Origin of the sequence: uncultured Sphingomonas sp., from assembly GCF_913774285.1 — a bacterium.
Classification (GTDB): domain Bacteria; phylum Pseudomonadota; class Alphaproteobacteria; order Sphingomonadales; family Sphingomonadaceae; genus Sphingomonas.
On the sequence record NZ_CAJYHX010000022.1, the window covers coordinates 20,656 to 45,064 of the forward strand.

16 protein-coding genes and 2 pseudogenes are annotated in these 24,409 nt (G+C 66.6%); 11 read left to right on the top strand and 7 right to left on the bottom strand.

The window, feature by feature from the left end; translation table 11 throughout:
* The first annotated feature begins 275 nt into the window (after nucleotides 1-275).
* Both QZ670_RS10570 and QZ670_RS10575 read left to right on the top strand, forming a co-directional pair.
* Nucleotides 276-545, top strand: coding sequence for a hypothetical protein (locus QZ670_RS10570; protein ID WP_294254855.1), 270 nt, complete (start codon nucleotides 276-278; stop codon nucleotides 543-545).
* Entirely contained in the window at nucleotides 542-2,296 is a 1,755-nt protein-coding gene (locus tag QZ670_RS10575) for a methyltransferase domain-containing protein (RefSeq protein WP_294254857.1), read from the top strand. The genes QZ670_RS10570 and QZ670_RS10575 overlap by 4 nt, the downstream gene beginning before the upstream one ends.
* Before the next feature lie 411 nt (nucleotides 2,297-2,707).
* On the opposite strand, the gene QZ670_RS10580 is transcribed toward QZ670_RS10575, so the two are convergent.
* The 3 genes from QZ670_RS10580 to QZ670_RS10590 form a co-directional block, all read right to left on the bottom strand.
* A complete protein-coding gene (locus tag QZ670_RS10580; protein WP_294254860.1) occupies nucleotides 2,708-2,833 on the bottom strand; it encodes a hypothetical protein in 126 nt (41 codons plus the stop codon).
* Between the two features lie 489 nt (nucleotides 2,834-3,322).
* The gene (locus QZ670_RS10585; protein WP_294254863.1) at nucleotides 3,323-3,787 is read right to left on the bottom strand and encodes a MarR family transcriptional regulator; all 465 of its coding nucleotides are present in this window, start codon (nucleotides 3,785-3,787) and stop codon (nucleotides 3,323-3,325) included.
* 98 nt (nucleotides 3,788-3,885) lie between these two features.
* Complete coding sequence (locus QZ670_RS10590) at nucleotides 3,886-6,255, bottom strand: TonB-dependent receptor (protein ID WP_294254866.1); 2,370 nt, start codon at nucleotides 6,253-6,255, stop codon at nucleotides 3,886-3,888.
* 396 nt (nucleotides 6,256-6,651) lie between these two features.
* On the opposite strand from QZ670_RS10590, the gene QZ670_RS10595 reads away from it, so the two are divergent.
* Together QZ670_RS10595 and QZ670_RS10600 are read left to right on the top strand one after the other, a co-directional pair.
* A complete protein-coding gene (locus QZ670_RS10595) occupies nucleotides 6,652-7,227 on the top strand; it encodes a DUF3237 family protein (RefSeq protein ID WP_294254869.1) in 576 nt (191 codons plus the stop codon).
* A gap of 11 nt (nucleotides 7,228-7,238) precedes the next feature.
* Nucleotides 7,239-9,005 carry a tannase/feruloyl esterase family alpha/beta hydrolase gene (locus QZ670_RS10600; RefSeq protein WP_294254872.1) on the top strand — a complete coding sequence of 589 codons (1,767 nt, stop codon included), beginning with the start codon at nucleotides 7,239-7,241 and terminating at the stop codon, nucleotides 9,003-9,005.
* Here QZ670_RS10600 and QZ670_RS10605 read toward each other — a convergent pair.
* Complete coding sequence (locus QZ670_RS10605; protein ID WP_294254874.1) at nucleotides 8,930-9,886, bottom strand: alpha/beta hydrolase; 957 nt, start codon at nucleotides 9,884-9,886, stop codon at nucleotides 8,930-8,932. The two genes, QZ670_RS10600 and QZ670_RS10605, sit on opposite strands and share 76 nt — an antisense overlap.
* Nucleotides 9,887-10,058: 172 nt before the next feature.
* Between QZ670_RS10605 and QZ670_RS10610 the strand changes: the two genes are divergently transcribed.
* Complete coding sequence (locus QZ670_RS10610; protein ID WP_294254876.1) at nucleotides 10,059-11,237, top strand: glycoside hydrolase family 68 protein; 1,179 nt, start codon at nucleotides 10,059-10,061, stop codon at nucleotides 11,235-11,237.
* Nucleotides 11,238-11,252: 15 nt separating this feature from the next.
* Here the strand turns inward: QZ670_RS10610 and QZ670_RS10615 are convergent, their stop codons facing one another.
* Nucleotides 11,253-12,257 carry a LacI family DNA-binding transcriptional regulator gene (locus QZ670_RS10615; protein ID WP_294254878.1) on the bottom strand — a complete coding sequence of 335 codons (1,005 nt, stop codon included), beginning with the start codon at nucleotides 12,255-12,257 and terminating at the stop codon, nucleotides 11,253-11,255.
* A 207-nt stretch (nucleotides 12,258-12,464) separates the two neighbouring features.
* On the opposite strand from QZ670_RS10615, the gene QZ670_RS10620 reads away from it, so the two are divergent.
* From QZ670_RS10620 to QZ670_RS10630, 3 genes are all read left to right on the top strand, one after another.
* On the top strand, nucleotides 12,465-13,472 hold the full coding sequence (locus QZ670_RS10620) for an alpha/beta hydrolase (RefSeq protein WP_294254882.1): 1,008 nt from the start codon (nucleotides 12,465-12,467) through the stop codon (nucleotides 13,470-13,472).
* A gap of 2 nt (nucleotides 13,473-13,474) precedes the next feature.
* A complete protein-coding gene (locus tag QZ670_RS10625; RefSeq protein ID WP_294254883.1) occupies nucleotides 13,475-14,428 on the top strand; it encodes a prolyl oligopeptidase family serine peptidase in 954 nt (317 codons plus the stop codon).
* An 85-nt stretch (nucleotides 14,429-14,513) separates the two neighbouring features.
* Entirely contained in the window at nucleotides 14,514-15,455 is a 942-nt protein-coding gene (locus QZ670_RS10630) for a hypothetical protein (RefSeq protein WP_294254885.1), read from the top strand.
* A 144-nt stretch (nucleotides 15,456-15,599) separates the two neighbouring features.
* Here the strand turns inward: QZ670_RS10630 and QZ670_RS10635 are convergent, their stop codons facing one another.
* On the bottom strand, nucleotides 15,600-16,682 hold the full coding sequence (locus tag QZ670_RS10635; RefSeq protein ID WP_294254888.1) for an alpha/beta hydrolase fold domain-containing protein: 1,083 nt from the start codon (nucleotides 16,680-16,682) through the stop codon (nucleotides 15,600-15,602).
* Nucleotides 16,683-16,800: 118 nt separating this feature from the next.
* On the opposite strand from QZ670_RS10635, the gene QZ670_RS10640 reads away from it, so the two are divergent.
* The 3 genes and pseudogenes from QZ670_RS10640 to QZ670_RS20085 all read left to right on the top strand — a co-directional run.
* Nucleotides 16,801-17,814 (top strand): alpha/beta hydrolase fold domain-containing protein, encoded by a 1,014-nt coding sequence (locus tag QZ670_RS10640; protein WP_294254891.1) that lies wholly within the window; start codon nucleotides 16,801-16,803, stop codon nucleotides 17,812-17,814.
* Nucleotides 17,780-19,765 (top strand): annotated as a pseudogene (locus QZ670_RS20080) (TonB-dependent receptor); the annotation flags it as partial. The gene QZ670_RS10640 and the pseudogene QZ670_RS20080, both read left to right, overlap by 35 nt.
* Before the next feature lie 48 nt (nucleotides 19,766-19,813).
* Nucleotides 19,814-20,485: pseudogene (locus tag QZ670_RS20085) on the top strand (IS110 family transposase); the annotation flags it as partial.
* Between the two features lie 1,106 nt (nucleotides 20,486-21,591).
* Here the strand turns inward: QZ670_RS20085 and QZ670_RS10655 are convergent.
* Nucleotides 21,592-23,904, bottom strand: a complete 2,313-nt coding sequence (locus QZ670_RS10655; RefSeq protein ID WP_294254894.1) for a methyl-accepting chemotaxis protein — start codon at nucleotides 23,902-23,904, stop codon at nucleotides 21,592-21,594.
* Nucleotides 23,905-24,409 lie beyond the last annotated feature (505 nt).

A 24,409-nucleotide genomic window follows, 5' to 3' on the forward strand; every position in this document is an offset into this window, starting at 1 on the left:
TATGTTCTAGTTAGTGTCGTCAACATCGCTCGCGCACGGGCGTTCGGCTGCTTTAGCGAAATCGGGGCTGATGGCCCGCCATCGGGATTCAGGCAGGAGGATCGCTGAAGAACTCCACCGCGACCGCCCGATCGACATCGTCAAGGCGGCTGCACGGGTCATGCCTGGGACACCTTGCCAATGACCACGAACCGGCGATTTGCTGTGTTTGATATCCATGAGGCGCTTACCAACACCGGCCGACCGACTGCGCGCGCAATCCTTTGGACCAACGCATGTATCTGCTAGCCTCGACGGCAATGCGAGACTCCAACGCCCTTGAACCAAATGATCTTCCGATTCCCGCGACGATGACTTCTGAGCAGGAGCGCTGGGACGAAGCGCTGGCGGTGGATCGGCTGCATGGCCCCCGCGCACCGCTTCATGTCACCGAGCGGATCGGCACGCTTGCGCTGGCGGACGATCTGGCCGGAATGGCGCGTTGGAAAGAGATTGCTGCACGGCTCGATCTACTGATGACCCAGCGCACCTTGCCGCCGCAATGAGCGGCAGCGACGCATCGATTGCAGTCTATGACGCACAGGCGGGCGACCTTGCCGCGCGCTACGACGACCCTGCCTTGCTCCGTATCCACGATCCAATCCTCGGCCTGCTCCCCGAACAGGTGAGCGATGCCGTCGCACTCGATGTTGGGGCGGGTTCTGGGCGTGACGCCGCATGGCTTGCGTCTCGCGGCTATGAGGTGGTGGCAGTCGAACCGGCGGCTGGCATGCGCGCCGAAGGCCAGCGCCGCCATGGCGCTAGCATGATCCGCTGGCTCGACGACCGCCTGCCCGGCCTCACAAAAGCCCATGCGCTGGGTCTCGCTTTCGATCTGATCATGGTCTCGGCGGTCTGGCAGCATGTTGCGCCCGCCGACCGGATGCGTGCCTTCCGCAAGCTCACCACCTTGCTCAAGCCCGGCGGTCTCCTGATCCTGTCGTTGCGCGAAGGCGAAGCCCCCGCCGACCGGCCGATGTTTGCGGTGAGCTTCGGCGAGGTCGAAGCACTCGCAAGGCTAAACGGCGTCGAGGTGCTGCGCGCGGCGCCGAGCGGCGACCGGATGGGACGCGGCGATGTATTCTGGACCCATGTCGTGCTGCGCATGCCTGATGATGGCAGCGGCGCGCTCCCACTCATTCGCGGCATCATTCTCGGTGACGAAAAGAGCGCGACATACAAGCTTGCGCTGTTGCGTGCGGTTGCGCGGATCGCCGATGTCGCACCGGCCACCGCCATGCCGTCTGTGACCGAAGCCGATGCTGTCGACGTGCCGCTGGGTCTCGTCGCGCTCAACTGGTTGCGCATGTACCTGCCTTTAGTCCGTGCCGGTTTCCCGCAGATGCCGCGCAATGCCGGTCCCGATGGACTGGGATTCGCCAAGGCGGGGTTCCGCGCGCTGCTCGACGATCGCTTGTCGGGTATCGATCTGCGGCCCGGAGCCAGTTTCAGCGGCCCCCGTGCGGCGGCGGTCGCCAGCGCGATGGGCGATGCAGCCGCGACCATCGCGACCATGCCCGCCAGCTTCACGCGCTTTCCCGGCAGCGACCAGCGCGTGTTCGGCGCGAACCGCATGCGCGCCCCGCGCACCCGCCAAGCGCTCATCCTCGATGTGGCGACGCTGCGGCAATGGGGCAGCCTCAACGTGCCCGGCCATGTCTGGCGCGCGCTGACCCGGCTCGGCGCCTGGATTGAGCCCGTGCTGGTCAGCGAGTGGGCACGACTGATGCGCGGCTACGCTGATCGCATGGAGCTTGCCCTGCCCCTCGGCGCTCCTGAAGCTGCCCTTGCCTGGGAAGAGCCGCAACGCGATACCTCGCTCGCCCGCCAGGCGGCGGCGCGCATCCGCAAAGGCAGTGCGACAATCGCCTGCATCTGGACCGGCAAGCCGGTCCCCGACACGCAGCTCGACATCGACCATTGCCTGCCCTGGTCGGCATGGCCCTGCGGCGATTTGTGGAACCTGATGCCCTCGACCCGAAGCATCAACCAGCATCACAAGCGCGACCGGCTCCCGGCGCGCGACGCGATGGCGGCGGCTCGCCCTTTTGTCTTCGATTGGTGGCAGCGCGCCTGGCTCGACGATGCAGCGCTGGGACCGCGATTTCTGCGGGAGGCCGCCGCTGCGCTGCCGATCGACGATGCGCCAGAACTTGAGGGCATATGGTCGGCATTGGAATGGCGACGATTGCGCCTGCGGCAGGATCAACAAGTGCCTGAGTGGGGCGGCGTTTCTGCAGCTTTCCGCTACATCTGAACGGGCAATCGAGGTGCTTCATGTCCGCCGAACGGCGGGTCTTGGCACAAGCCGACGTTCCTGCACGTCCCGACGAACGGCCTATGTTGGTCGACTGCTGCCGAATGCGGGATTGACGTGTCTTGGGACTTTACTGCCGTTCGGAAGGCAATTGCCAAGCGTCCGCTTTCACCAAGAGCGGTCATTCGGCCTCCAAGACTGCGGCTTCTAAACCATAGTCGGCTCATCCGCGTCGAACGCCGGTCTTGCCCATAGGAGAGGTAGACCGGCCAGCAACGGGCGTCAGGACTAACTGAAGGCACCATCCATCACCAGATCGTCACACATCATGAAAATCAACTCTTCGGGGACGAGATGCACGCCCCCACATCTCATCGGCGCCCCCAGTCGATCAATTGGTTGCACCTTGTTCTACTCATCGATTGCCGCTTCGCGTGGCCCAATGCCTGCCCCGCCGCCGCCGTTGGTGAACGTCGCGCCGTTCGAAACCTCCAGCGTCGTGCCGTTCGTGGTGATCCCGATGCCGTCGGTATCCACACCGGTGTGGGTTGTCGTGGTTGGAGGTGGGCTGGTTCGGCGCGCATTGCGCCTGCTCCATCGTGGGCAGGAAGACTCCGCGCGCCAGCGTGCTCGTGCTAAGCGCGAGCTAAAGCCGACTGCGGCGCAGTGACGACGCGAAACGAACCATGTCGTATTCCCCGGGGTACGGACTTGTTGCCGCGGTGTGACAAGGCGAAGCCGCGCCGTAAGTCCATTCCTGCCCTCGAAAAATTCGGCGGCCCCGCCGAAATGCTTTCGCCGGAAGCTGTAGAGATGCCAGTCCGGCTCGTTCCAGATCCACCCGCAGACATTTTCCCGCCCTTGATCTCAAGCAGCGCGAAGGGATCGACCGGCGCGCAGCGTTCGCGATGAACCGCGCCGCAATCCTCCATTTCGTTCACTCAGCTGAGATCGGCGCCCAGATAGGGCGTGGCGCCCTTCGGCGACGGCGAACCGGCGGCAAGCAAGCGCGTATGGCGGGCCACGCTAGGCCTCCGCGTCGCTCGGCTGCGCGTGGATCCGCTGCAGCAACCGCAGCAACAGGTGGCGTTCGGCGCTCGACACCTGGGCGAGCAGCTGATCTTCATGTCGGCCGATCCGTTCCAAGCAATCGATCAGCAGCGCCTCGCCTTCCGGAGTGAGCGTGAGGGCGAAGGCGCGGCGATCCTCCGGCGCGACGTCGCGCCGCATCAGCCCGCGTTCGACCAGTTCGTTGGAGAGGCTGACCATGTTCGCCCGCTGGATGCCCAGCGCGGCCCCTACCTGGCTCTGGCTGATGCCGGGATTGGTCGCGACCACCGAAAGGATGCCGAACAGCACCTGCCGCATTCCCGTGCCCGCCGTCGCCGCCGCGAAGTCGCTGGCGAAGACGGCGGAGGCACGACGAAGATGATAGCCCAGCAACGCCTCCTGCAAGCCCGGCCGGACCTCGTCGTTTCCGTCGTTCGCCACATCCACCCCATCGTGATCCGCCCGGCGGCGGACACGCCGCCGGGCGGATCCGCATATCGCCTAGCCAGGACCGATTGCCATCCCCAATAGCGGGCCGATCAGTGGAAGTTCATCCCCAGGCGGATGCCATAGGTACGCGGCGGATCGTAATTGGCCGTCGTCGAACTCCACACCGTGACCAGGTTGTTCGATACGCGATTGTCTTCGAGATTGTTGACGAAGGCGGTGATCGAGAAGCGATCCGCCCCATCCTCGAAGCGCAGGTTCAGATCGGTCTTGGTATAGGCGTCGCGCCGGCTGGTGGCGTAGTTGGCGACATCGCTGTACGTCATCGACTGGGCGTAGAAATCGACGCTGGGGATCACCCGGCCGCCGGCGATGTCGAAGGTGTGGGCGTAGCTGAACCGTCCGCTCCATTTCGGCGCGTTGGCCATGCGGTTGCCCGACGCGTCCAGGGTCAGGTTCGCCGGCAGCGGGGTATAGCCGAGCGCGGCGGCGAAGGCGTTATAATTGCCGCTCGCTGAGCCGAGATTGTCCGACGCGGTGGGGAAGGATCGGATCCGCGCATCGAGGAACGACACATAGCCGCTGATCCGGTCGCGCCGCGTCGGGCGGACGGTCGCCTCCAGTTCGACACCGCGCAGCCGGGCGGTCGCGGCGTTGGTGGTCACCGCCGAGACCTGGTTGGTCAGCGGGTTGAGCACGACGCTGGAGACCTGCAGGTCCTTATAGTCCATCGTGAAGCCGGTGAGGCTGAGATACAGCTTGCCGCCGAGCAGCGTCGATCGCAAACCAGCTTCATAGTTGGTCACCGTTTCGGGCCGATATTGGCGATATTGCGAGGCGTTGCCGCTCGCCTCAAGGCCGCCGCCGCGGAAGCCGGTGCTCACCGTCGCATAGACCAGCGTGTTGGCGTTGAGCGCATAGTCGATGCCGCCCTTCCAGCTGACGTTGGAGAATTTGGCTTCGGGGCGGTTGGTGTCGTCGGACAGCGCATAGACGAATGGGATGCCGGGACAGGTCGTCGCACTCAGATTGGCGAGGGTGACGGTGTCGCCGGGGCAGACCAGTTCGATGTTGCGGGCGTTGACCTGCTCCCAGGTCGAGCGCACGCCGCCGATCAGCTTCAGGCCCGGCAGCACTTCCACCGTGCCCTGGCCGAACACCGCCTGCGACTTGGTCCCCTGCCCGTGATAGCTGGTGACGACGTCGACCCCGCTGATCGTCGAGATCGCGGCCTGCGAATATTTCGCGCCGAACGCGTTGAACACGGTGTTCATCGGCGCGGGCGCGGTATCGCCGGCGTGGAGCAACCGCGTGCCCGAGGGCTGGCGATCCTGGTAGAGGAACCCGCCGACCACGAGGTTGAGGATCCCACGGGTATAGTTCAGGTCCAGTTCGTGCGACCAGCTTTCGGTGCGGCGGTCGATCGATTGCTGCGTGAACACGCCGGTGGCGGAATCGATGCCGTTGTTCTTGAGCAGCGAGAAGCCGGCGAGATAGGTCAGCGACAGATGGTCGGTCGCCTGCCACGACAGGCGCGAGCGCGCGGCATAATAGCGCAGGTCCATGCGGTTGTCGGTGACCTGGGCCTGGCCGATGTTGAGCGCGTCGGTCTCGATCACCTGGCGCGGGCCGAAGGTGCCGGCCGCGAGGTTGGCCTGCGGATAGGCATTGATGCTGGTGAGGAAGGTCGCCGGCACGGTCCCGCGATTTTCGCCATAGTTGAGCGACAGCCGCCACGTCACCGGCCCGAGGTCGAGCAGCGAGGTGACGCGCAGCCCGGCCTGGTCGGTCTTGCCATAGCGGTCGCGCGCGCCATAGGCATCGTTCACGCCGTCATCGGCCTGGCGATAGCCGGCCACGCGGAGGCGGAACGCGTCGCTGATCGGCAGGTCCACCGCCGCCCGCGCGCGAACCTCGTTGAAGCTGCCATATTGGAAATCGGCGGTCACGCCCCGCGTCCGGCCCGGATCCGCGGTGTTGATGTTGACCACGCCCGCGGTCGCGTTGCGGCCATAGACCGTGCCCTGCGGCCCGCGCAGCACCTCGACCGCGCCGAGATCGAACAGGCCCAGCGCCAGCACCGATGCGGATGGCTCGTAGATGCCATCGATCTGCGTCGCGACGGTGGAGTAGCCGCTGAAGCTGTTGTTGTTGCCGATGCCGCGGATCGCGAAGCCGTTGGCGCTGAGCTGGAGATTGGGCGCGGTGGTGGCAAGCGCGTTGGCCGAATCGACGCCTTGGCGGGTCAGCATGTCCTGCGAGACCACGCTGATCGCGACCGGCGCGCGCGACAGGCGCTCGGACGTCTTCTGCGCGGTGACGATGATTTCGCCCGCCATGGTGGCGTCGACCTGCTGGCCATCGGCGACCGGAGCCGGCGGGGCCGCGGGCGCCTCTTGCGCCCGGGCGGCTGCGCCCAGGGGCAGCGCCGTTCCAGCGAGCAGCATCATAACAGTGCGCATCCCACTCCTCCCATCCAAGGTCAGGAGGTGGTGTGCAATCCGAAGCCGCACGACGGCCTCGACGAAACGCGCACGATGCGCGGCCTCGCCCGTCGCGGAAACGCCCTTCGGCACCGCACCCTCTCCTGGTTGGTGTTTTCCAACTGCGATGTGACATAGCTAGTTGCGCAATCGATTGCAAGCGCATCGGCATTCGTCTCCCCGCAAAGGAAGATCAGCCATCTTTTGTACGATATTCACTTGTACACCGCACTATACGCTAGGTCGGCCGGGCCTCTGTGGCGCCGTGGAGCCTCGCCGCCACGCGCCGGTCAACGGCCTTCAAAAGTAATTGCACATATCGATTACGCAAAGCTATCATCTATCTCGACCGGCCCACACAGGGGTATCAAAACGATGTCGGACGCTCTCCCTTCTTCCGCCTGCGCCTGCGCCACCGCCGCCGGCCCGTCACGCCGGACCCTGCTGGGCTTTGCCGGCGGCGTGGCGGGCTGCCTCGGCCTGGCCGACATCGGCCTCGGCACCGATGCGGAGGCCGCGCCAGCACCCAGCCGGCTGACCAGCGTTCCGCTCAGCTTCGTCTATGAGGCGATCGTGACGCTCGGCCCGCCCGAACAGGTGGGCGCCACGCCGCTGGGCAAGCGCGTCCGCATCCCGATCACCGGCGGCCGCTTCGCCGGCCCGCGACTGAGCGGTACCATCCTGCCCGAAGGCATGGACTGGCAGCTGATCCGCGCCGACGGTTCCACCCTGCTCGAAGCCTCGTATCTGATGCGCGAGCGCGACGGCACGCTGCTCCAGATCGTCAATCGCGGTGTCGCGCTGGGGGCGTATGTCCGGACGACGCCGGTGTTCGAGGTGCCGCTGGGCAAGCACCAATGGCTCAACGACGCGATCTTCCTCGGCACGGTAGGCCCGGCCGAACCTTCGGACGGCGCCGCCGTCCGCATCACCGTCTACCAGATCGAATGAAGGACTCCCCGATGATTGACTCTATCCCGGCGACCGAGCGCACCCTGGCCATAGCGTTGATGCTGGCAGGCGTGACGCTGGCGGGCTGTCAGCAACAGGCCGCCCGAAGCCCCGCCGCCCTGCCCTTGCGCGCCGGCGGCAGCTGCGCGGCGCTGCTGTCCGCGGGCAACTGGCCGGACCCGAGCATGCGCATCGTCTCCGCCCAGTCGCAAGCCGCGGGCACGGTGCTCGACCTCGGGCGCGGCGGCAAATCGCCGCCACTGCCGGCGCATTGCGAAGTGACGGGCGTCCTCCAGGAACGCACCGGGCAGGACGGGCAACGCTACGCCATCCATTTCCACCTGCGCCTGCCCGACCAGTGGAACGGGCGCTTCCTGTTCCAGGGCGGGGGCGGCACCAATGGCGAGATCGGCGACGCGATCGGCACTACGCCCAACGGCGCCGCCCCGGCGCTGACGCAGGGCTTCGCGGTGGTCAGCCAGGATTCGGGCCATTCCAACGCGGACAATGCCGATCCCGCGCGCGGCGGCGCGGTCGCGTTCGGCTTCGATGCGGAGGCGCGGCGCAATTACGGCCATGCCTCGCTGAAACTGACCTATGACGCCGCCCGCGCGATCCTGGCGCGGCATTATGGCCGCGACCCCGATCATTCCTATTTCGCCGGCTGCTCGAAGGGCGGGCAGGAAGGCATGGCCTTCGCCCAGCGCTACCCCGATGCGTTCGACGGCATCCTCGCGGCGGCGCCCGGATTCGCGCTGCCCAAGGCGGCGATCGCCGAGGCGTGGGACACCCAGACCTATGCCGCGCTGGTGCGCCAGCCCAGCGCGAAGAGCGTGCCGATCGGCCGGCTGGCCGCCGCCTTTTCGGACAGCGACCTGATGCTCGCACGCAGCGCCGTCCTGGCGGCGTGCGACGCGAAGGACGGGCTGGCCGACGGGCTGGTGCAAGCCTTTGGCCAATGCACCACCCCCGAGGTGACGGCGGCGCTGCGCACCCGCATGTGCAGCAGCACCAAGAACGCCTCCTGTCTCTCCGCCGGGCAGATCGACGCGCTGGTTCGCGGCTTTGGCGGGCCGCACGACAGCCACGGCCGGGCCCTCTATGCCAGCTTCCCCTGGGACGCCGGCATGGCCGATACCGGCTGGCGGATCTGGAAACTGGGCCTGGGCGGCGGCGCGGGCCCCACCGTGCCGGCAATCAACGCCGTGATGGGCGCCCCTGCGCTCGCCACCCTCTTCTCGACGCCGCCGCGCCTGCTTGGCCCCAGCCCGCAGGACGGCATGGACGCGCAGCTCGCCTATGACTTCGATCGCGATCCCGCCGCGATCAACGCGGTCGCGCCGGGCTTTCCCCGCTCCGGCTGGGAGGATGTTTCCGCCCGGTCCAGCGATCTGGCGGGGTTCCGCAGGCGCGGCGCCAAGATGATCGTGCCGCATGGCGTTTCCGATCCGGTGTTTTCGCTCAACGACACGCTCGACTGGTGGCGAGAGGTCGATCGCCGCAACCAAGGCCGGGCGGCATCGTTCGTCCGCGTCTTTCCGGTGCCGGGCATGGCGCATTGCGCCGGTGGCCCCGCCACCGACCAGTTCGACGCGCTCGCCGCGCTGGTCCGCTGGGTCGAACAGGGCAAGGCGCCCGAGCGGATCGAGGCGAGCGCCGGCCGAATGACGCCGTGGCCGGGACGCAGCCGGCCGCTCTGCCCCTATCCGCTGGTCGCCCGCGCCATGCCCGGCGCCAAGGACACCGAGCGCTCGGCCGCCTTCGCCTGCACGCGATGACCCGCATCGGCTGCGCTGGCGCCTGACAGCCGCCGGCGCAGCCAGCGATCGAACAGGATCGGCCAGCAGCCGGCGGCGGCATTGCTGGGCCCCACCCCGAAGCCATGGCCGCCTTCTTCGAACAAATGGAGTTCCACCGGCCGGGCCGCCGCCGTCATCGCGGCTTCGAGCAGCACGGCGTTGCGATAGGACACCTGCGAATCATCGCGGCTGTGCGCCACGAAGATCGGCGGGACCGATGCGTCGATCCGCTCCAGCGGCGAGCGTCGCGCCAGCGTCGCCGCAACCGGCTGCGGCCCCAGCAGGGCGTCGCGCGATCCCGGATGCGCTTCGGCCCCGGCCATGGCGAGCACGGGGTAGAGCAGCCCGCCGGCGACCGGCAAGGCCGAGAGCGCGTCGGCCGCATCCACGTCGTCGTACACCGGCTCCGCAGCGCCGACGAGGAGCGAGGCGGCGAGATGCCCGCCCGCCGAGAAGCCGAGCACCGCGACCGCGGAGGGCGCATAGGCCTCCTGGCCGGCACGCGCGCGGATCAGTCGCATTGCGCGCTGCGCATCCTGCAGCGGAACATCGTCGCGCCGCGCCCACCCCTCGCCCGGCAGGCGATAGGCCAGCACGAAGACGGTATAGCCGCGCGGGCAGAACGCTTCCGCCACGTCTACGCCCTCGTTCTTGATCGATACGAAACCATAGCCCCCGCCGGGCAGCACCAGCAGCGCCGTACCGTTGCTTTCGGCCGGCCGGAACACGCGGAGCTGGGGCTGCGCCAGCTGGGTGCGCCAGCTGGGTGGCAGATCGGGATCCCGCGCCGCAAGCGTGATCGGGCCGCCCGGGGGCGTCCCCGGCCAGAGGTCGATCTGCTCCGCCGCGTCCCATGCCATCGGGATGGCGCACCGCGAAATCGGGACGCACAGGGGCTCCGGGTCGTTCGTCGCGGGCATGGGCGTTCTCCTCGTCGCTGCACCAGTCTCCACCACTTGCCGCGCGGCGACAAAGCAGCTAGCACCTCATAACCTGTGTAATCGTTTGTTCAAGCGATCTAGGGGTCTAGGAATGCGCGAAGAGCCAGTGGAGTCGATCATCGCCCCACGGCCGAGCGAAGGTGCCGCGCGCTGGTGCGGCGCGCGGCTCTCCCGCGCCGGGATCGCGGCGGCGCAGACCATCCCGGCCTTCGCGCTCGACCCCGCCCGTCGCATCCCCGGCCATGACCTGTGGGACATGTGGCCGATCGAAACCGCCGATGGTCGGCAGGCGCGGGGGAGCGGCGGCAACCTGTGGCTCGCGCTCGCGGCGCCGGCCGCCGCCGATCCCGAAGCTCGGCATGCCGTCGCCCGTATCCACCTGGTCGTCGAGCGGGAAGCGGGCTGGCACCTCGGCGCCCCGGTCCTGCCCGACGGCTTCTCGGCAGGCAGCCGCGAATGGTCCGGCTCGGCGCTGTTCGATCCCGAAACCGGGCGCATCACCCTGTTCTACACCGCCGCCGGACGGCGGGGCGAGCCCGCCACCAGCTTCGAACAGCGGCTGTTCCAGCTGAGCTTCGCGCTGGAGGCGCGCGACGACGGCCTGCGTGCAGTCGATCACCGGGACCACCAGCTTTCCGTGGCGGCGGACGAGTACTGGTACATGACCGTCGACCAGCGCGAGGGCGTCGCCGGCATGATCAAGGCGTTTCGCGATCCCGCCTTCTTTCGCGATCCTGCGACCGGGCGCTGGCGACTGTTCTTCACCGGGTCGGCGGCGGGATCAGCCTCCGCCTGGAACGGCGTGATCGGCGTGGCCGAGGCGGTGGACGGCAGCCTGCTGGCATGGCAGCGCGCGCCGCCGGTGGTCGACGCCGACACGCTCAACAACGAACTCGAGCGCCCTCACATGCGGCGCTTCGACGGCCTCTATTATCTGTTCTGGTCCACCCAGGCCAAGGTGTTCGCGCCCGACGGGCCGATCGGCCCCACCGGCTTGTACGGCATGGTCAGCACCAGCGCGGCGGGGCCGTTCGAGCCGCTGAACGGCACCGGCCTGGTCGCAGCGAACCCGGAGCAGGCGCCGTTCCAGGCCTATAGCTGGTGGGTACTGCCCGATCTGCGCGTCACCAGCTTTGCCGATCTGCCCGGGGTCGCCGCAGCGGACGCGCCGGCCGATGTCGCGCGCCGCCGCGCCGCCGCGCCGCCGCGCCGCCTTCGCCGGCTACCCCGCGCCCTATTTTCGGCTGGCCCTGAACGGCAACCGCGCTAGCATCGCCTGAGCGCTTCAGGCCGAGGCGCGCACGATCAGCTTCGGCTCGATCCGCCGGCTTTCGGTTTCCTGCCCCGCTAGCCGCCGCAGCAGCAGCTCGACCATGATCGCCGCGCCTTGCCGCAGCTGCTGGTCGATCGTGGTGAGCGGCGGCGAAACCTGCGCGCCGACCGGCAGCCCGTCATAGCCGACCAGCTTGATCCGGCCCGGCACGTCGATGCCCAGTTCGCCCAGCGCCCGCAGCACGCCGATTGCGGTCACGTCGGATCCGGCGACGATCCCGTCCGGCAGTGCGTCAAGCCGGCCGATCTGGTCGAGGATGTCGGCATAGGCGGCGTTGGGTTCGAAATGCGAGGGCAGTTCGAGCAGCGTCTCGCTCTGCCCCGCTTCGCGCAGCGCCTGCTTGACGCCATCCAGCCGCTCGCCGAATTCCGGGCCGCGGGTGGGCCCGGCAAAGGCGATGCGGCGGCAGCCGCGCGCGATCAGATGGCGGGTGGCCAGCGCGCCACCCTGGCGGTTGTCGGTGCCGACCGAGCAATGGTTCTGCCCCGGGACAAGCCCGCCCCACACCACCATCGGCAGATAGCGGCGCGAAACCGTCTCGATCACACCGAACTCAGTCGACTGCCCGATAACGAGGATCCCGTCGACCTTGCCCGATCCAATATAGCGGTCCAGCCAGCGGTCGCTCTTGGGCAGCACGCGGGAGAGCAGCAGGTCATAGCCATGGTCGCTGAGCTCGTCGGCGAGGAACCCGGTCATCGTGTTGAAGAACGGATCGGAAAGATGCTGCGACGTCTCGTGCCCGAGCGGCACGAGCACGCCGATCGTCATCGTCCGCTGGGTGCGCAGGTTGCGCGCGGTGACGTTGGGTTGATAGCCCAGCCGATCGGCCAGATCGCTGATCCGCTGACGGGTCTCCTCGCTCACCCGGCCGGTCCTGGAAAGCGCGCGCGACACCGTGGCGGTGGAGACGCCGGCGAGTTGGGCGAATTCCTTCAAATTCTTGATCGTCGACATGGTCAGGCCGTTCGTGCCCCTGTTGTTGGTGCTGTGATAGCGACATCCCTGGCGCGCACTTCAGGGCTATTGTGCAAAAAATCGGTTGCAGCAATGCACAATCGATTGCACACCCAAGTATGATCCGGCGCAGGATAGCGTCGGCGACCGGAGGACAGGATGCAGCTAGGCAGGCGTGAACTTCACCGCTGGGCGTTCGGGATGGGCATGACGGCGTTTCTCGCCGGCCCCTCCCGCCTGCTGGCGGCGGCCGATGGCGACCCGCTCACGCTGGTCGATCCCGAGCTGCGGCCCGCCGCGCAGGCGATGCTGGCCCAATCCTTCCCGCCGATGACCCGCGCGGCGCTGCCCGCGCTGCGGGCCGGATGGGTGGCGCCGCCGCTGCTTGCCCCGCCCGCCCCGGCCGTCGAGGTCCGGCAGATACCGGGCCCCCGGGGCGCGCCGCCGGTGAGCATCGAACTGATCGGGGTACGGCCGCGCGCGGCGCCCGCGCCCGCGCTGCTCCACATCCATGGCGGCGGCATGATCTCAGGCCGCGCGCGCAACCTGACGGCCTTCTGCCAGGCGCTGGCGGCGGAGTTCGACTGCGTGGTCGTCAATGTCGATTATCGGCTCGCGCCCGAAACGCCCTTCCCAGGCCCAGTCGAAGACAATTACGCCGCGCTGGCCTGGATCGCCGCACAGGCCGACGCGCTGGGCGTCGATCCGCGGCGCATCGCGGTGATGGGCGAAAGCGCCGGCGGCGGCCTCGCCGCGATGGTGTCGTTGATGGCGCGGGATCGCGGCAAGGTGCAGCCGTGCCAGCAGATCCTGATCTACCCGATGCTCGACGATCGCACCGGCAGCATGGTAAAGCCTTCCCCCCATCTCGCGCCGGTCGGCTGGCCCGCGGCGGCGAACGCGTTCGGCTGGAGCGCTTTTCTCGGCAAGCCTGCTGGATCGGCGCAGGTCCCCGCCGGGTCGGTGCCTGCGCGCGCGGCGACGCTGTCTGGCCTGCCCCCGACCTTCATCGGCGTCGGCGCGATCGACCTGTTCGTCGATGAATCGCTCGCCTTCGGGCGGCGCCTGATCGATGCGGGGATCCCCACCGGGATCCATGTCGCGCCCGGCGCCTTCCATGCCTTCGACTTCGTGGTCCCCGAGGCGGCGGTATCCCGCGCGTTCACGGCGGCGTGGAAGGCCGCGCTGCGCACCGCCTTCGCGGCACGGGCCTGACCATGGCACCGGAACTCACCCGCCGCACGCTGATCGCCGGCGCCGGTGCGGCCGTCGCCGCGACGCCGCTGCTGGCCGCGACTCAGGCAGCGCGCGACCCGCTCGGCCCGCTGCCGCCCAGCTGGCACGCCGCGCCGGTGGTCGACCTGTGGGGCGATCGGATGCCGGAAACCGGCTTCGCTCCGCAGCCGCTGCCGCCGAACGCGCCGCCCGGCTTCTTCCGCAACGTCGCCCGGCCGACGCTGCACCGCTTCCCCGCCGCGACGCCGAACGGGACAGCGGTGCTGCTGATGCCCGGCGGCGGTTACAGCATCGTCGTCGGCACGCATGAAGGCACCGACACCGCGGAGGCGCTCGCCGCGCGCGGCTATGACGTACACGTCCTGATCTATCGCCTCCCTGGCGAGAGCTGGTCGCACCGCGCCGACGTGCCGCTGCAGGACGCGCAGCGCGCCATCCGCCTCGTCCGCGCGCGGAGCAAGGCGCCGCGGGTGGTCGCGATGGGCTATTCGGCAGGCGGCCACCTCGCCGCTTCGCTGACCACCGGCTATGGCGAGACGATCTATGCCCAGCGCGACGCCGCCGACCAGCTTTCGGCACGCCCGGATGCCGCCGGGCTGATCTATCCGGTCATCACCACCGATCCGCGCTACACCCATGCCGGATCGGTGGCCCAGTTGCTCGGCCCCGCGCCCGATGCCGCGGCGCTTGCCCGCCGCTCGCCCGACCTGCACGTCGATGCGCGCACCCCGCCCTGTTTCCTGGTCCACGCGCTCGATGACCCGGCGGTGCCGCCGGAAAACAGCCTGCGCATGCTCGCGGCGCTGCGCCGGGCGAGCGTGCCGGCGGAAGCGCATCTGTTCCAGCGCGGCGGCCACGGCTTCGGCCTGGGGACGCCCGGCCTGCCCAACGGCACCTGGCTCGACCTGTTCGACCGCTGGCTGCGGCAACCCTGAGCAAGGCCAGGGCGTTTTTGGACGAAGAGATACCGAATCCTTTAAGCTTTTGGAGCTAGCCCCTCCTAAACGAAGGGGAATAGGGATGAACGGCGTTACTCTCGTTGGCCCTCCGGGCAGCACATTGGCACTCGGCCCGACGACCCTCGATGCACCGGCTTGGGTCCAGGCCATCGGTTCGATCTTGGCGATCGTCCTCGCGATCTGGATCATGAAAGAACAACGCAGGCAGCAACTCAACGACGAAGTCGTTCGCGACGCTGCTTTCGCGGAGTATATCGAGCGCTTTCTCGATGAAGTGGGGAATACGTTCCGGTCGATCGACGATACGATCGATGCCGTCGGCAGCAAAGACGGCATCGCAGCCGCGTCCGCCTCCGCACTGCAGCTGTACAAGCGACACGTCATCGATTGCCTCAAGAAGCTGGCGGACATGGATCTCACCAGTTGGCCCGACATCGAATTCGCCAATGCCTTCAACGACACCTATCTGGACATGAACGCGCAGTTCAACACGTTGGAAGCGACCGCGGCGGAATTGATGCAGGCCGATGTTCGCGAAAAGCGGCAACGGATCGAACGCGCCGCGCGAGCCCGCGCGGAGGCCGCCACCAGTTTCGCACGATGGCAGGCGGAAGAAGAGGAAGCGCTGGGGGATGTAGACGATGACGAGGTCGTGGTGCGCAACCCGGGCGAGAGCTGGGGTGCGGCCGCGAACCGCCACCGGGAGGTATCCGATGAAGAGCATGATGAGAGGATCGCCTGGAACAAGCATGCCGCGGAGATGGAGCAGTATGAGGCAGAGGACGCCGAGCGCTGGGTTCAGCTGGAGTGGGAACAGGAGAAGGAAATCCTTCAAGAACGCCTGATCAAGCCACTGCATGGCATTTCCGACAAATGGAGTTCAAAGAACGCGCCTTTGTGCAAACTTATCGAGGCATATAAATCCGGCATTCCCGATAAGAACATGAACTACACGCGCAGGGCAGAAGATCGCAAATATCGCCCGATCTGGAAGATCCTGTAATCGAGAGAATTGACGCAACCGCGCGGCGCGCGGCTACCGACATGTTCATGCGTTAGAGCGTTTTCACCTGCCGTAAAGACGCTCTATTCTTTTACGGACTCATTCCCCGAATCGTTGACCGGAAACGAGCAACTTGAAAATGCGCTAACGCCCCAGCTTGCGATCGAAGAACCGCAGGATGACGGCATAGGCCTCCTGCGACTCGGGCACGTCGCTGTTGTAGAAGAAGCCGTGGAACAGGCCCTCCCAGACGTGCAGCTCGGCATCGACGCCCAGGCGCACCAGCGCGCCATGCGTGCGCACCGCCGAGCTCAGCTCGAAGCCGCGCGTCGCGGTGAGGATCAGCGTCGGCGGGAACTTGCCGAGTACTGCATCCGACGCGGCGGGAGCGACCAGCGGATCGCTGGGATCGGTGCCCGCCAGATAGGGTAGCGCCGACCCCGGCCTGGACGACCCGCTCGGCGCGGGGCGCGCCTCCCCCACGGCGGCGGTCATGTAATCGGCGTCGCCGCCGAACCCGTTGGCCGAGCTGGTCAGCCCCGCGCAGAACACGCCGATCGCGCCCGGGCGCGGCAATCCGTGGCGCTGGAACCAGGCGGTCGCCATGCCGGTCAGCATGCCGCCCGCCGAACAGCCATAGATGCCGATATTGGCCGCCGGATAGGTGCGGAGCAGCACCCGGTAGACCGCGGCCACATCCTCACTGGCAGCAGGGAATTTGTGCGCCGGACCCTGGCGATAATCGACCGAGACGACGCGGATCCCGCCCAGCGCCGCGATCGGGATCGACTCGAGCTCGGCGCAGCCGGGGAAGCAGCCCATGAACCCGCCGCCATGCAGGTTGATCAGCACGCGGTGGCGGTTCCCGGGCTTGATCCCCGCGCGCGGCGCATAGTCGAAGACGCGCACCCCGCCGATCCGCCGCTCCGCCAGGCCATAGGCGAAGCGGGCCTTGGCGCGCGCGATATAGGGCATCATGAAGACGGGCACGCCGTCCTTCTGCGCCACCATTGCCGGCTGCTGCATTTCGCGCAGATGCTCGGCGACGTAGCGCTGCGCCTCGGGGCTGAGCATCGGTGAGACCGGGACCGTCATTGCCGGCACATGGACGGTACCATCGGGGTCGACCTGCACGGCTGGCGCGGCGACCTGCTGCGCCCCCGCCGCGCCCGTCGCCAGAAAAGCGGCCAACACGCCCATGCCGATGCGCACCCTTGCCTGCCGCACGCCGCCTCTCCTTCACTGTCGCTTCGGCGAACCTAGTCTATCGCGAAGCCGTCGACAAATAAATTGCAAACGATTACGCATTTGGGTGGAGAGACACTTGCACGGAAGGAACAGGTGCATGCAGCGACAGCCCGAGCACAGCGAGGACGCGCTACTCGCGCGGGTCGATCCGGAACTGCGCGACGGCGCGCAGCAGATCCTTGCCCATCCCCTGCCCGATCCGTTGACCCACGACGCCGTGCTGAAGATGCGCGCCGCCGCGCCGCCACCGGCGAGTCCGCTCCCCACGCCCCGCATCGAACCGCGCGTGGTACCGGGCGCGAACGGGCATCCGGACGTGCGGATCGCGGTGATCGGCGCTCGCACGACGGGAGCCCGCCGGCCGGCGGTGCTGCACATCCATGGCGGCGGCTTCCTCGTCGGGCGATCGCAGGACACCTATGCCGCCTCGCAGCGGCTCGCCGAGGCGCTGGACTGCGTGGTCGTGGAAGTCGAATACCGCCTGTCCCCGGAAACGCGCTTCCCGGGCCCGCTGGAGGACTGCTACACCGCGTTGCTGTGGCTGCACGCCCAGGCGGATGCGCTGGGGGTGGATCGGACGCGCATCGCGGTGATGGGCGAGAGCGCCGGCGGCGGGTTGGCCGCGATGCTCGCCATCGCCGGCCGCGACCGCGGGCAGGTGCCGCTATGCTGCCAGATCCTGATCTACCCGATGCTCGACGATCGCACCGGCAGCACCCGTGCCGTGCCGCCCTTCATCGGCACGATCGGCTGGAACGCGCAGGCCAATCGCTATGGCTGGTCGGCGCTGCTCGGCCAGCCCGCGGGCGGCGCGCGGGTGCCGCCGCGCGCGCCTTCGCCGACGCCTGGCAGCGCGTGCTGCGGGCGGCCTTCGCCACCGCCTGAACCGCCCCCGCCGCAAAACAGTTGCGAGCGTGCGCAGCCGATGATACGCATTGCGCAATCGATTACAAAATCGAATGACGAAGGGGAGGATTGTGATGCCAGGTTTCGAGCCGATCATCGGCGGGATTGCGTGCCGGACCTCCGGTTCGCGGCGGTTGTGGCGGGCGCTGCTGGGTGCTTCCTGCGCGGCGATGGCCGCTTCGCCCGCGCTGGCCCAGCAGAATGACGGCGCGCAGCAGACCCCCGCCGACGACTCCGGCGACGGCGAAATCATCGTCACGGCGCTCAAATCGGGTGCGACCCGGCTGGACCGCGTGCCGCTGGCGATCCAGGCGCTGTCGGGCGAGACGCTCAAGCAGCGAAACGTCCGCGACGGCGCCGACCTCATCCAGCTGATCCCCGGCGCCTCGCAGGCGCAGGAAATCGGCGCCGGCTATCGCATCTTCTCGTTTCGCGGGTCGGGCGCCGGCGGTCCGATCGGCGACGGGCTGATCGGCTATTATCTCGACGACACCCCCTTCGGCGTGCCGAACAACCAGGCGGCGCCGCCGGTCCAGTATTTCGACATCGACCGCATCGAAGTGCTTCGGGGGCCGCAGGGCACGCTGTACGGCCTCGGATCGTCGGGCGGCACGATCATCTACCACACCAAGAATCCGGACCTCGAAAAGGTGACGAGCGCGGGCGAGGCGGAAATCTCGACCACGGCCGATACCAGCACGCCCAATTACCGCGCCGCCGCCGCGGTATCGGTGCCGCTGGTGCCGGGCAGCCTCGGCCTCAGGATCAGCGGCGGCTACGACTATCGCGCCGGCACCGCCGACATCTATGCCGGCGCACCCACCGGCACGCCGCGCGAGCGCAACGCCAACGACGTGCGCGCCAAAGACATCCAGGCGGTGCTGCTGTGGCAGCTCGATACGCGCACCACCGTGCGGCTACGCGGCTGGTACTTCAGCACCGACCAGCATTACCTCAACGTGATGAACTCGGTGAACCCGCCCTATGCGTCGTATCAGGGCGACGTGGTCGGCTATGACAAGCGCCGCGCCTTTTATCTGTCCGGCACCGTCTCGCGCGAGATCGGCACGCTGACGCTGACCAACGCGACGTCGTTCCAACGCTCGCTGCCCGGCGGCTTCGCGGTGGGCCTCAACCTGGGGGCGCCGCTCGGCATCGGCACGTTGATCAATGGTGGGGATGCGAACAGCTTCGTCAACGAACTGCGTGTCGCGACCTCCAAGGAGGGGCCGTTCCACGGCGTCGCCGGCATCTTCTACCAGAAGGCGAAGGGCCTCTACACCTTCAGCCTGAACTTCCCGGCGCTGCAGCTGAGCGGCAACACCATCACCCGCACCGAGAACGCTGCGGTCTTCTCCGAAGCGAGCTACGAGCTGTTCGGCGGCAAGCTCGTGCCGCTGGTCGGCCTGCGCTATTTCAAGGATACGCGCTCATCGGACTCGCTGTCGAACGGCGACCGGGTGTTCAGCCGGGCGACCCCCGATGCGCTCACCTGGCGCGGCAACCTGGCCTATTACCCCAGCCAGCATTGGATGCTGTTCTTCAACGCCGGCACCGGCTTTCGCAGCGGCATCCTCCAGTCCAAGGCACAGGCCGATGCGGTGATCGCCGACGGCGTGCCGAGCGCGCTGTCGCTTTCGCCGGACAAGCTGCGGAACCTGGAAATCGGGGCCAAGGGTTCGCTGTTTGACGGCGCGCTGCGCGTTGCGATCAGCCTGTACGACATCAAGTACACGAACATCCAGAGCGCCTTCAACACCTCGATCGGGCTGTCGGCATTCGCCAATCTGGGCGACGGCAAGACCCAGGGCATCGACCTGGAGACGACTTGGCGCACCCCGCTCAAGGGACTGACGCTGTCACTGATCGGCAACATCAACGATTCCACCTACACGGCGGTGATTCCGGCCTATACCGCCAGCGACCCGCGGATTGCCAACGGGACCCGGCTGCTCAACACGCCGCCGCACAATTTCCGGCTCGACGCCAATTACGATCGCAAGCTGGGCAACGATCTCGACCTGTTCGCCACCGCATCCGCCACCGCCGCCGGCCGCGCCCGGAACGGCGATGCGACAATCAACACGCTCAACCCCTATCAGTTGTTTCAGGCGAGCATCGGCGTGCGGTTCGATCGCTACGAGGTGCGGCTATTCGGCGACAATCTATCGGACGAGCGCGGCCCCACCTCCGCCAATGGCCCGACACTGCTGGCGGGCCCGCGCCCGCGCACCATCGGGCTCACCTTCCGGATGAACAGCCTATAACGGGTGCGGATCCGCGGCTTGATGAAGACGTTTGGCCTTGTCGTGCCTGCGGGCAAAGGCAGCACATTCGACGCTCACGTATGTGCCAAGCTTGGCGAGAGCTCGGACCTGGCGGGCATCATTTTGCCGCTGCTCGAGGCTTGGCGCAGCGTGCGAATGCGCGCAGCCGAACTCACGCGGCGCCTGATAGGCGATGCACGTCAGAGCGAGGCCTGCCAGCTGCTCATGTCTATCCCAGGCGTTGGCGTCGTCACCGCGACCGCCTTCGCGACGGCCGTGGAAGATCCAAACAACTTCCGAACGTCGCGATCCGTCGGTGCCTGGCTCGGGCTGACCACGCGACGCTACCAATCAGGTCAGGTGGACTACAACGGGCATATATCCAGGCGTGGCGATCACCAGGTACGAAATCTTCTGTACGAAGCGGCCTGCGTCATCCTGACTCGCAGCTCCGCTGAGAGTACCTTACGAGAATGGGGCCTCAAGCTTCGCGAACGCATCGGCTTCAAGCGTGCCGCCGTCGCCGTGGCGCGGAAGCTCTCAGTCGTGATGCACGCCATGCTCAAGTCAGGCGAGCTGTTCGACAAAACCGCAGGCGTACCGGCGTAACAACTTCGCCGGCGAGCCGCCGGCGAGCGGATCCGTCCCTGCCGGGACGTGGGCTGAACCATTCCGCTTGATGGGATGCACCGGCTTCTGCCGAGTGCGCCGTCCACATAGGAAGGTTCCGTCCGCCGAAGACCCACCGTGCGGCGGCCCGTGCCGACCGCGAAGACGACCCTGAACCCGGCATACGGTCAGCTCAAAAACTACTTGCAACGGAGGCGGCGATTAGACGACCCCATCAGCTTTTGGTAAAACCCGACGTTCCTGCACCTCCCAACCAAAGGCGTATACTGGGTCGGGAGCAGCCGCGAACCAAAGATCAGCGCGGCCCCGTCAGTCCGACGGAGATGCCTGAAAGCTCCCTGTCCGACGATTCGTGCGGTTGCCTCCCATCTCCTCTCTGAAACCTTGCCCCTCCCCCGGTCATTGAGACAAAATGGCGCTGAGAACTGCTGGTATTTTTGATGGCACCAGGCAATCACTGCAGTAATATTATGACGCATTATCAATGTCATAATTCACTTTCGCAGCACCCGTAGGGGTCACCATTTTCAAGCAGAAAATGGCGCAACACAGTCCGTTTAGGCGATTTGGCCTGATGGTACCCCACAGTTGGTCCCACACATTCTAGTTGCTTCAGCGGCATGAGTTGATGCGTCTTGAGCGATTGGAAAGGTCCTTAACTAGGAGGTTCGCGAGCTCGTGTCTTCGATGGGTGGAGCTTGGGAAAGGGTCATCGTGCGTTCGAACTTGATTGCGAGCTCGATCGACGATCCGACATACTAGCTTTTCGGCGCCGCGGCTGGAAACGTTCGATTACGGTTACCTAGGCAGCTGCATAAGCACTATCTGGAGATGTCAGGCTTCGAAGCGGCCCCTCTCGGCCGCTCAGCAACACGTTTTCCGTTACCATGAGCGGTCCTTCCGATTCCCGGCTCTGGATACTCAAGACCGGATGCCGGCAGCCGTAATGATTTTTGATCCCGAAGCCGAACGCGCGGAAGCGACTTGAGCCTGATGGATCAAGTCTCGGACCACCTGCTGTCCGCAGAGCGTTTCCAAACGAAGGGCCGGGAGCAATCCCGGCCCCCTACAGCATGGCATAAGCCTCAAGCGAAAGACCGCGCGCGATCGGGCAGCGCCCCTCGCACGTGTACGTCGCGCTGAAACGATCGAGGATTCGCCCCAATTCTGTCCACGGTAAACGTCGCCGCCTGTGCGCTCAACGATGTCACTTCGATCGAGAGATTGCGTGCCGCCGCCGAGGTCTGTTCCACCATCGCCGCGTTCTGCTGCGTTGCTTGGTCCATCGCGCTGAGTGCGGCGCTAATCTCTGTCATTGCTGCGGATTGCGCTCGGCTGTCCTCCGCCATGGTGCCGAGCAGGCCGTGCACCGACTCTACATCTTGAGCGATGTCGACAAGGGCGGTATCCACCCGTCGCACTGCCTGCACCGCCGCAGTTATGTCGGCCTGGGTCGCGGTCAGCTGGTCGCGCGCGATCCGAGCTTCCTCTTCCGCGCGCATCGCCAGTGCCGAGACGAGATCGGCGACCACCGCGAAGCCGCGGCCGGCATCGCCAGCTCGCCCGGCCTCCACCGCCGCGTTCATCGCCAGCACGCGAGTTTGGAACGCGATCTTGTCGAGCCCCTCGATCACATTGTCTATGCCCTCGGCGCTGCTGCTCACCCGTCCCATCGCCTGCATTGCTTCGTCGGCAGTTGAGCGGCCGCCTTGCACCGTCAGGATCGCTTGGTCCGCGCGCTTCAGCGTCTGGTCGGAGGCGCTTGCACCAGCGCGCAACCGGCCGTCGATCTGCACCAGCGCGGCGCTGGTTTCCTCTAGGCTCGCCGCATTACTTTCGGTGCGGCGGGCAAGGTCCTCGGAGGCCTGGGCGATTTCCTGCGATCCGGTGCGGATCGTCTGGGTGCTTTCGCCAACCGCGCCGATCAGGTCGCGGAGGCTAGCGAGCGCGGTGTTGAAGTTCTGCTTCAGCCCCTCATACTCGCTCGGAAAGGCCTGGGCGATATCGACGGTGAGGTCGCCCTTGGAAAGGCCGCCCAGGCTGGTGGAAACCGTCTCGACGACGAACTCGGTCTTGGCCTGCTCGTCCACCCGCCGGGCGAGATTGGCCTTTATGTCCTCCTGCATCTTGCGCAGCGCCTCGGCCAGCGTGCCCACTTCGTCCGCCTGGTGGATCGCCAGCGTCTGGTCCAGCTGCTCCTTGGCGATGCCGTTGGCGAACTGGGCGCACTGGCTAATCGGCGTCGCGATACGCTTGGCGGCCAGGCCGATCGCGAAAACCGCGCCGACCGCGACGCCGATGCCGATCAGCAGCTGCAGCACCATGCTTGTGATCGCCTTGGCGCTGAGCGAGCCGCTGAGCGTTTCCGCCTGCGCCATCACCAGCGCGCGCGGGACCGAGATCACCACCGACCAGGGCGTCTTGCTGCGGCCGAGCGTGATCGGCGAATAAACGTCGATATTCGGCTGCTTGGGATCGTCAATCACCCGCGCTTCGCCGGTTTTGACGATTTCGGCGAGTTGCGCCCAGTGCGGATCGGCGCCGGCGGCGGCCTTCCCGATCGTCTCGGGCGCGGCGCTATTGGCAGCGATCAGCCCGGTATTGTTGACGATCAGCACCACGCCCTTGCCCGAGAACAGCGACGCGTTGGTCTTGCTCGCCACCTTCTGGAGAAAATCGAGATCATAATCGGTACCGGAGACGCCGACGAAGCGGCCATGCACCGTGATCGGCACCGACATGGTGGCCAGGAACACCTGCTTGCCCTGCACGATATAGGGCAGCGGGCCGAGAATGCTTTCCTCGCCACTGGCCTTTGGGCCGAGATACCAGCCGCCTTTCACCAGCCCATTCGGGTGGCGTTCGGCGCTGTCATATTCTACAAGAGGCTGGATCGCGACATTGCCGTTCGCGCCGCGCGTCCAATAGGCGAGGAAACGGCCAGTGCTGTCCGATCCGGCCGCGCGATTGTTGGCAAAACCGACATCGTTGCCGTCGATCGCATTGGGCTCCCAGGCCGAATAGGTGCCGTTGAAGCTCGAGTTCTGCTCCAGCACATGGCGCAGCAACGCATTAAACTGCGCGCGGCGTTCGCCAGGCGCGGTGCGTTCTGCGAGCACCGAAAAGCTGTGCGCGTCAGTGCGCGCGGCATCGAATGCGACGTCGAGGGCGCCTTTGATCCCCTGCGCCTCTACCGCAGCTCGGTTCTGCAGCATGTCCTTCGCTTGGGCGCTCACAATGGTGCCGACCTCCCGACCGACGAAAGCATGCGAGTTCCAAGCAAAAATCGCGCTTGCGAGCACGAGGATCATTACTGTCACTGTCAGGAAAAAACCTGCTATCAAAGCGATCTTACGCTGTAGCGAGGTCATTCTATTCAGATATCGCATTGCGTTCATTATTGACATCCTTCCAGGCCCGTAACTCGGCACCCGCCGACGGCAACCCCTCCCTTTTCTTGTAGGCACATAGGGCGGAAGGCATTTTCTTCGATCGAAAGCTCAGGGTGAATGCGTCTCGCATTTGAGACAACGCGTTGAACATTGATTTTCTGTCCAAATGACGGCATCCTGGTGCGCCTGTATGCGAAAGTAGATTCCCCAACTTACTTCGTATCTTGGCAACAAATGCTCAGAGGCAGTCAAGATGATGGGCTTGGCAACAACTCGGGCGCTCAATCTATCTAACCAGAAGCCGAAGGTGGCGCCGCGGAGCACGTCACGCGGATCGTGCCACGCTCCGCAGCGATGGACCGAAGCCGGCAGCTGCGCCGATCAGCTGTCAGGCTTGAAAGGTTCCACCTTGGCGTTTTCTGGTGACTGACCGGCGGCCTTCGTCAAACCGTGCATTCGGCCAAGCAAATCAGAGCATGGCGCTTTGGCGACACTTATATCGAGCGCTGAC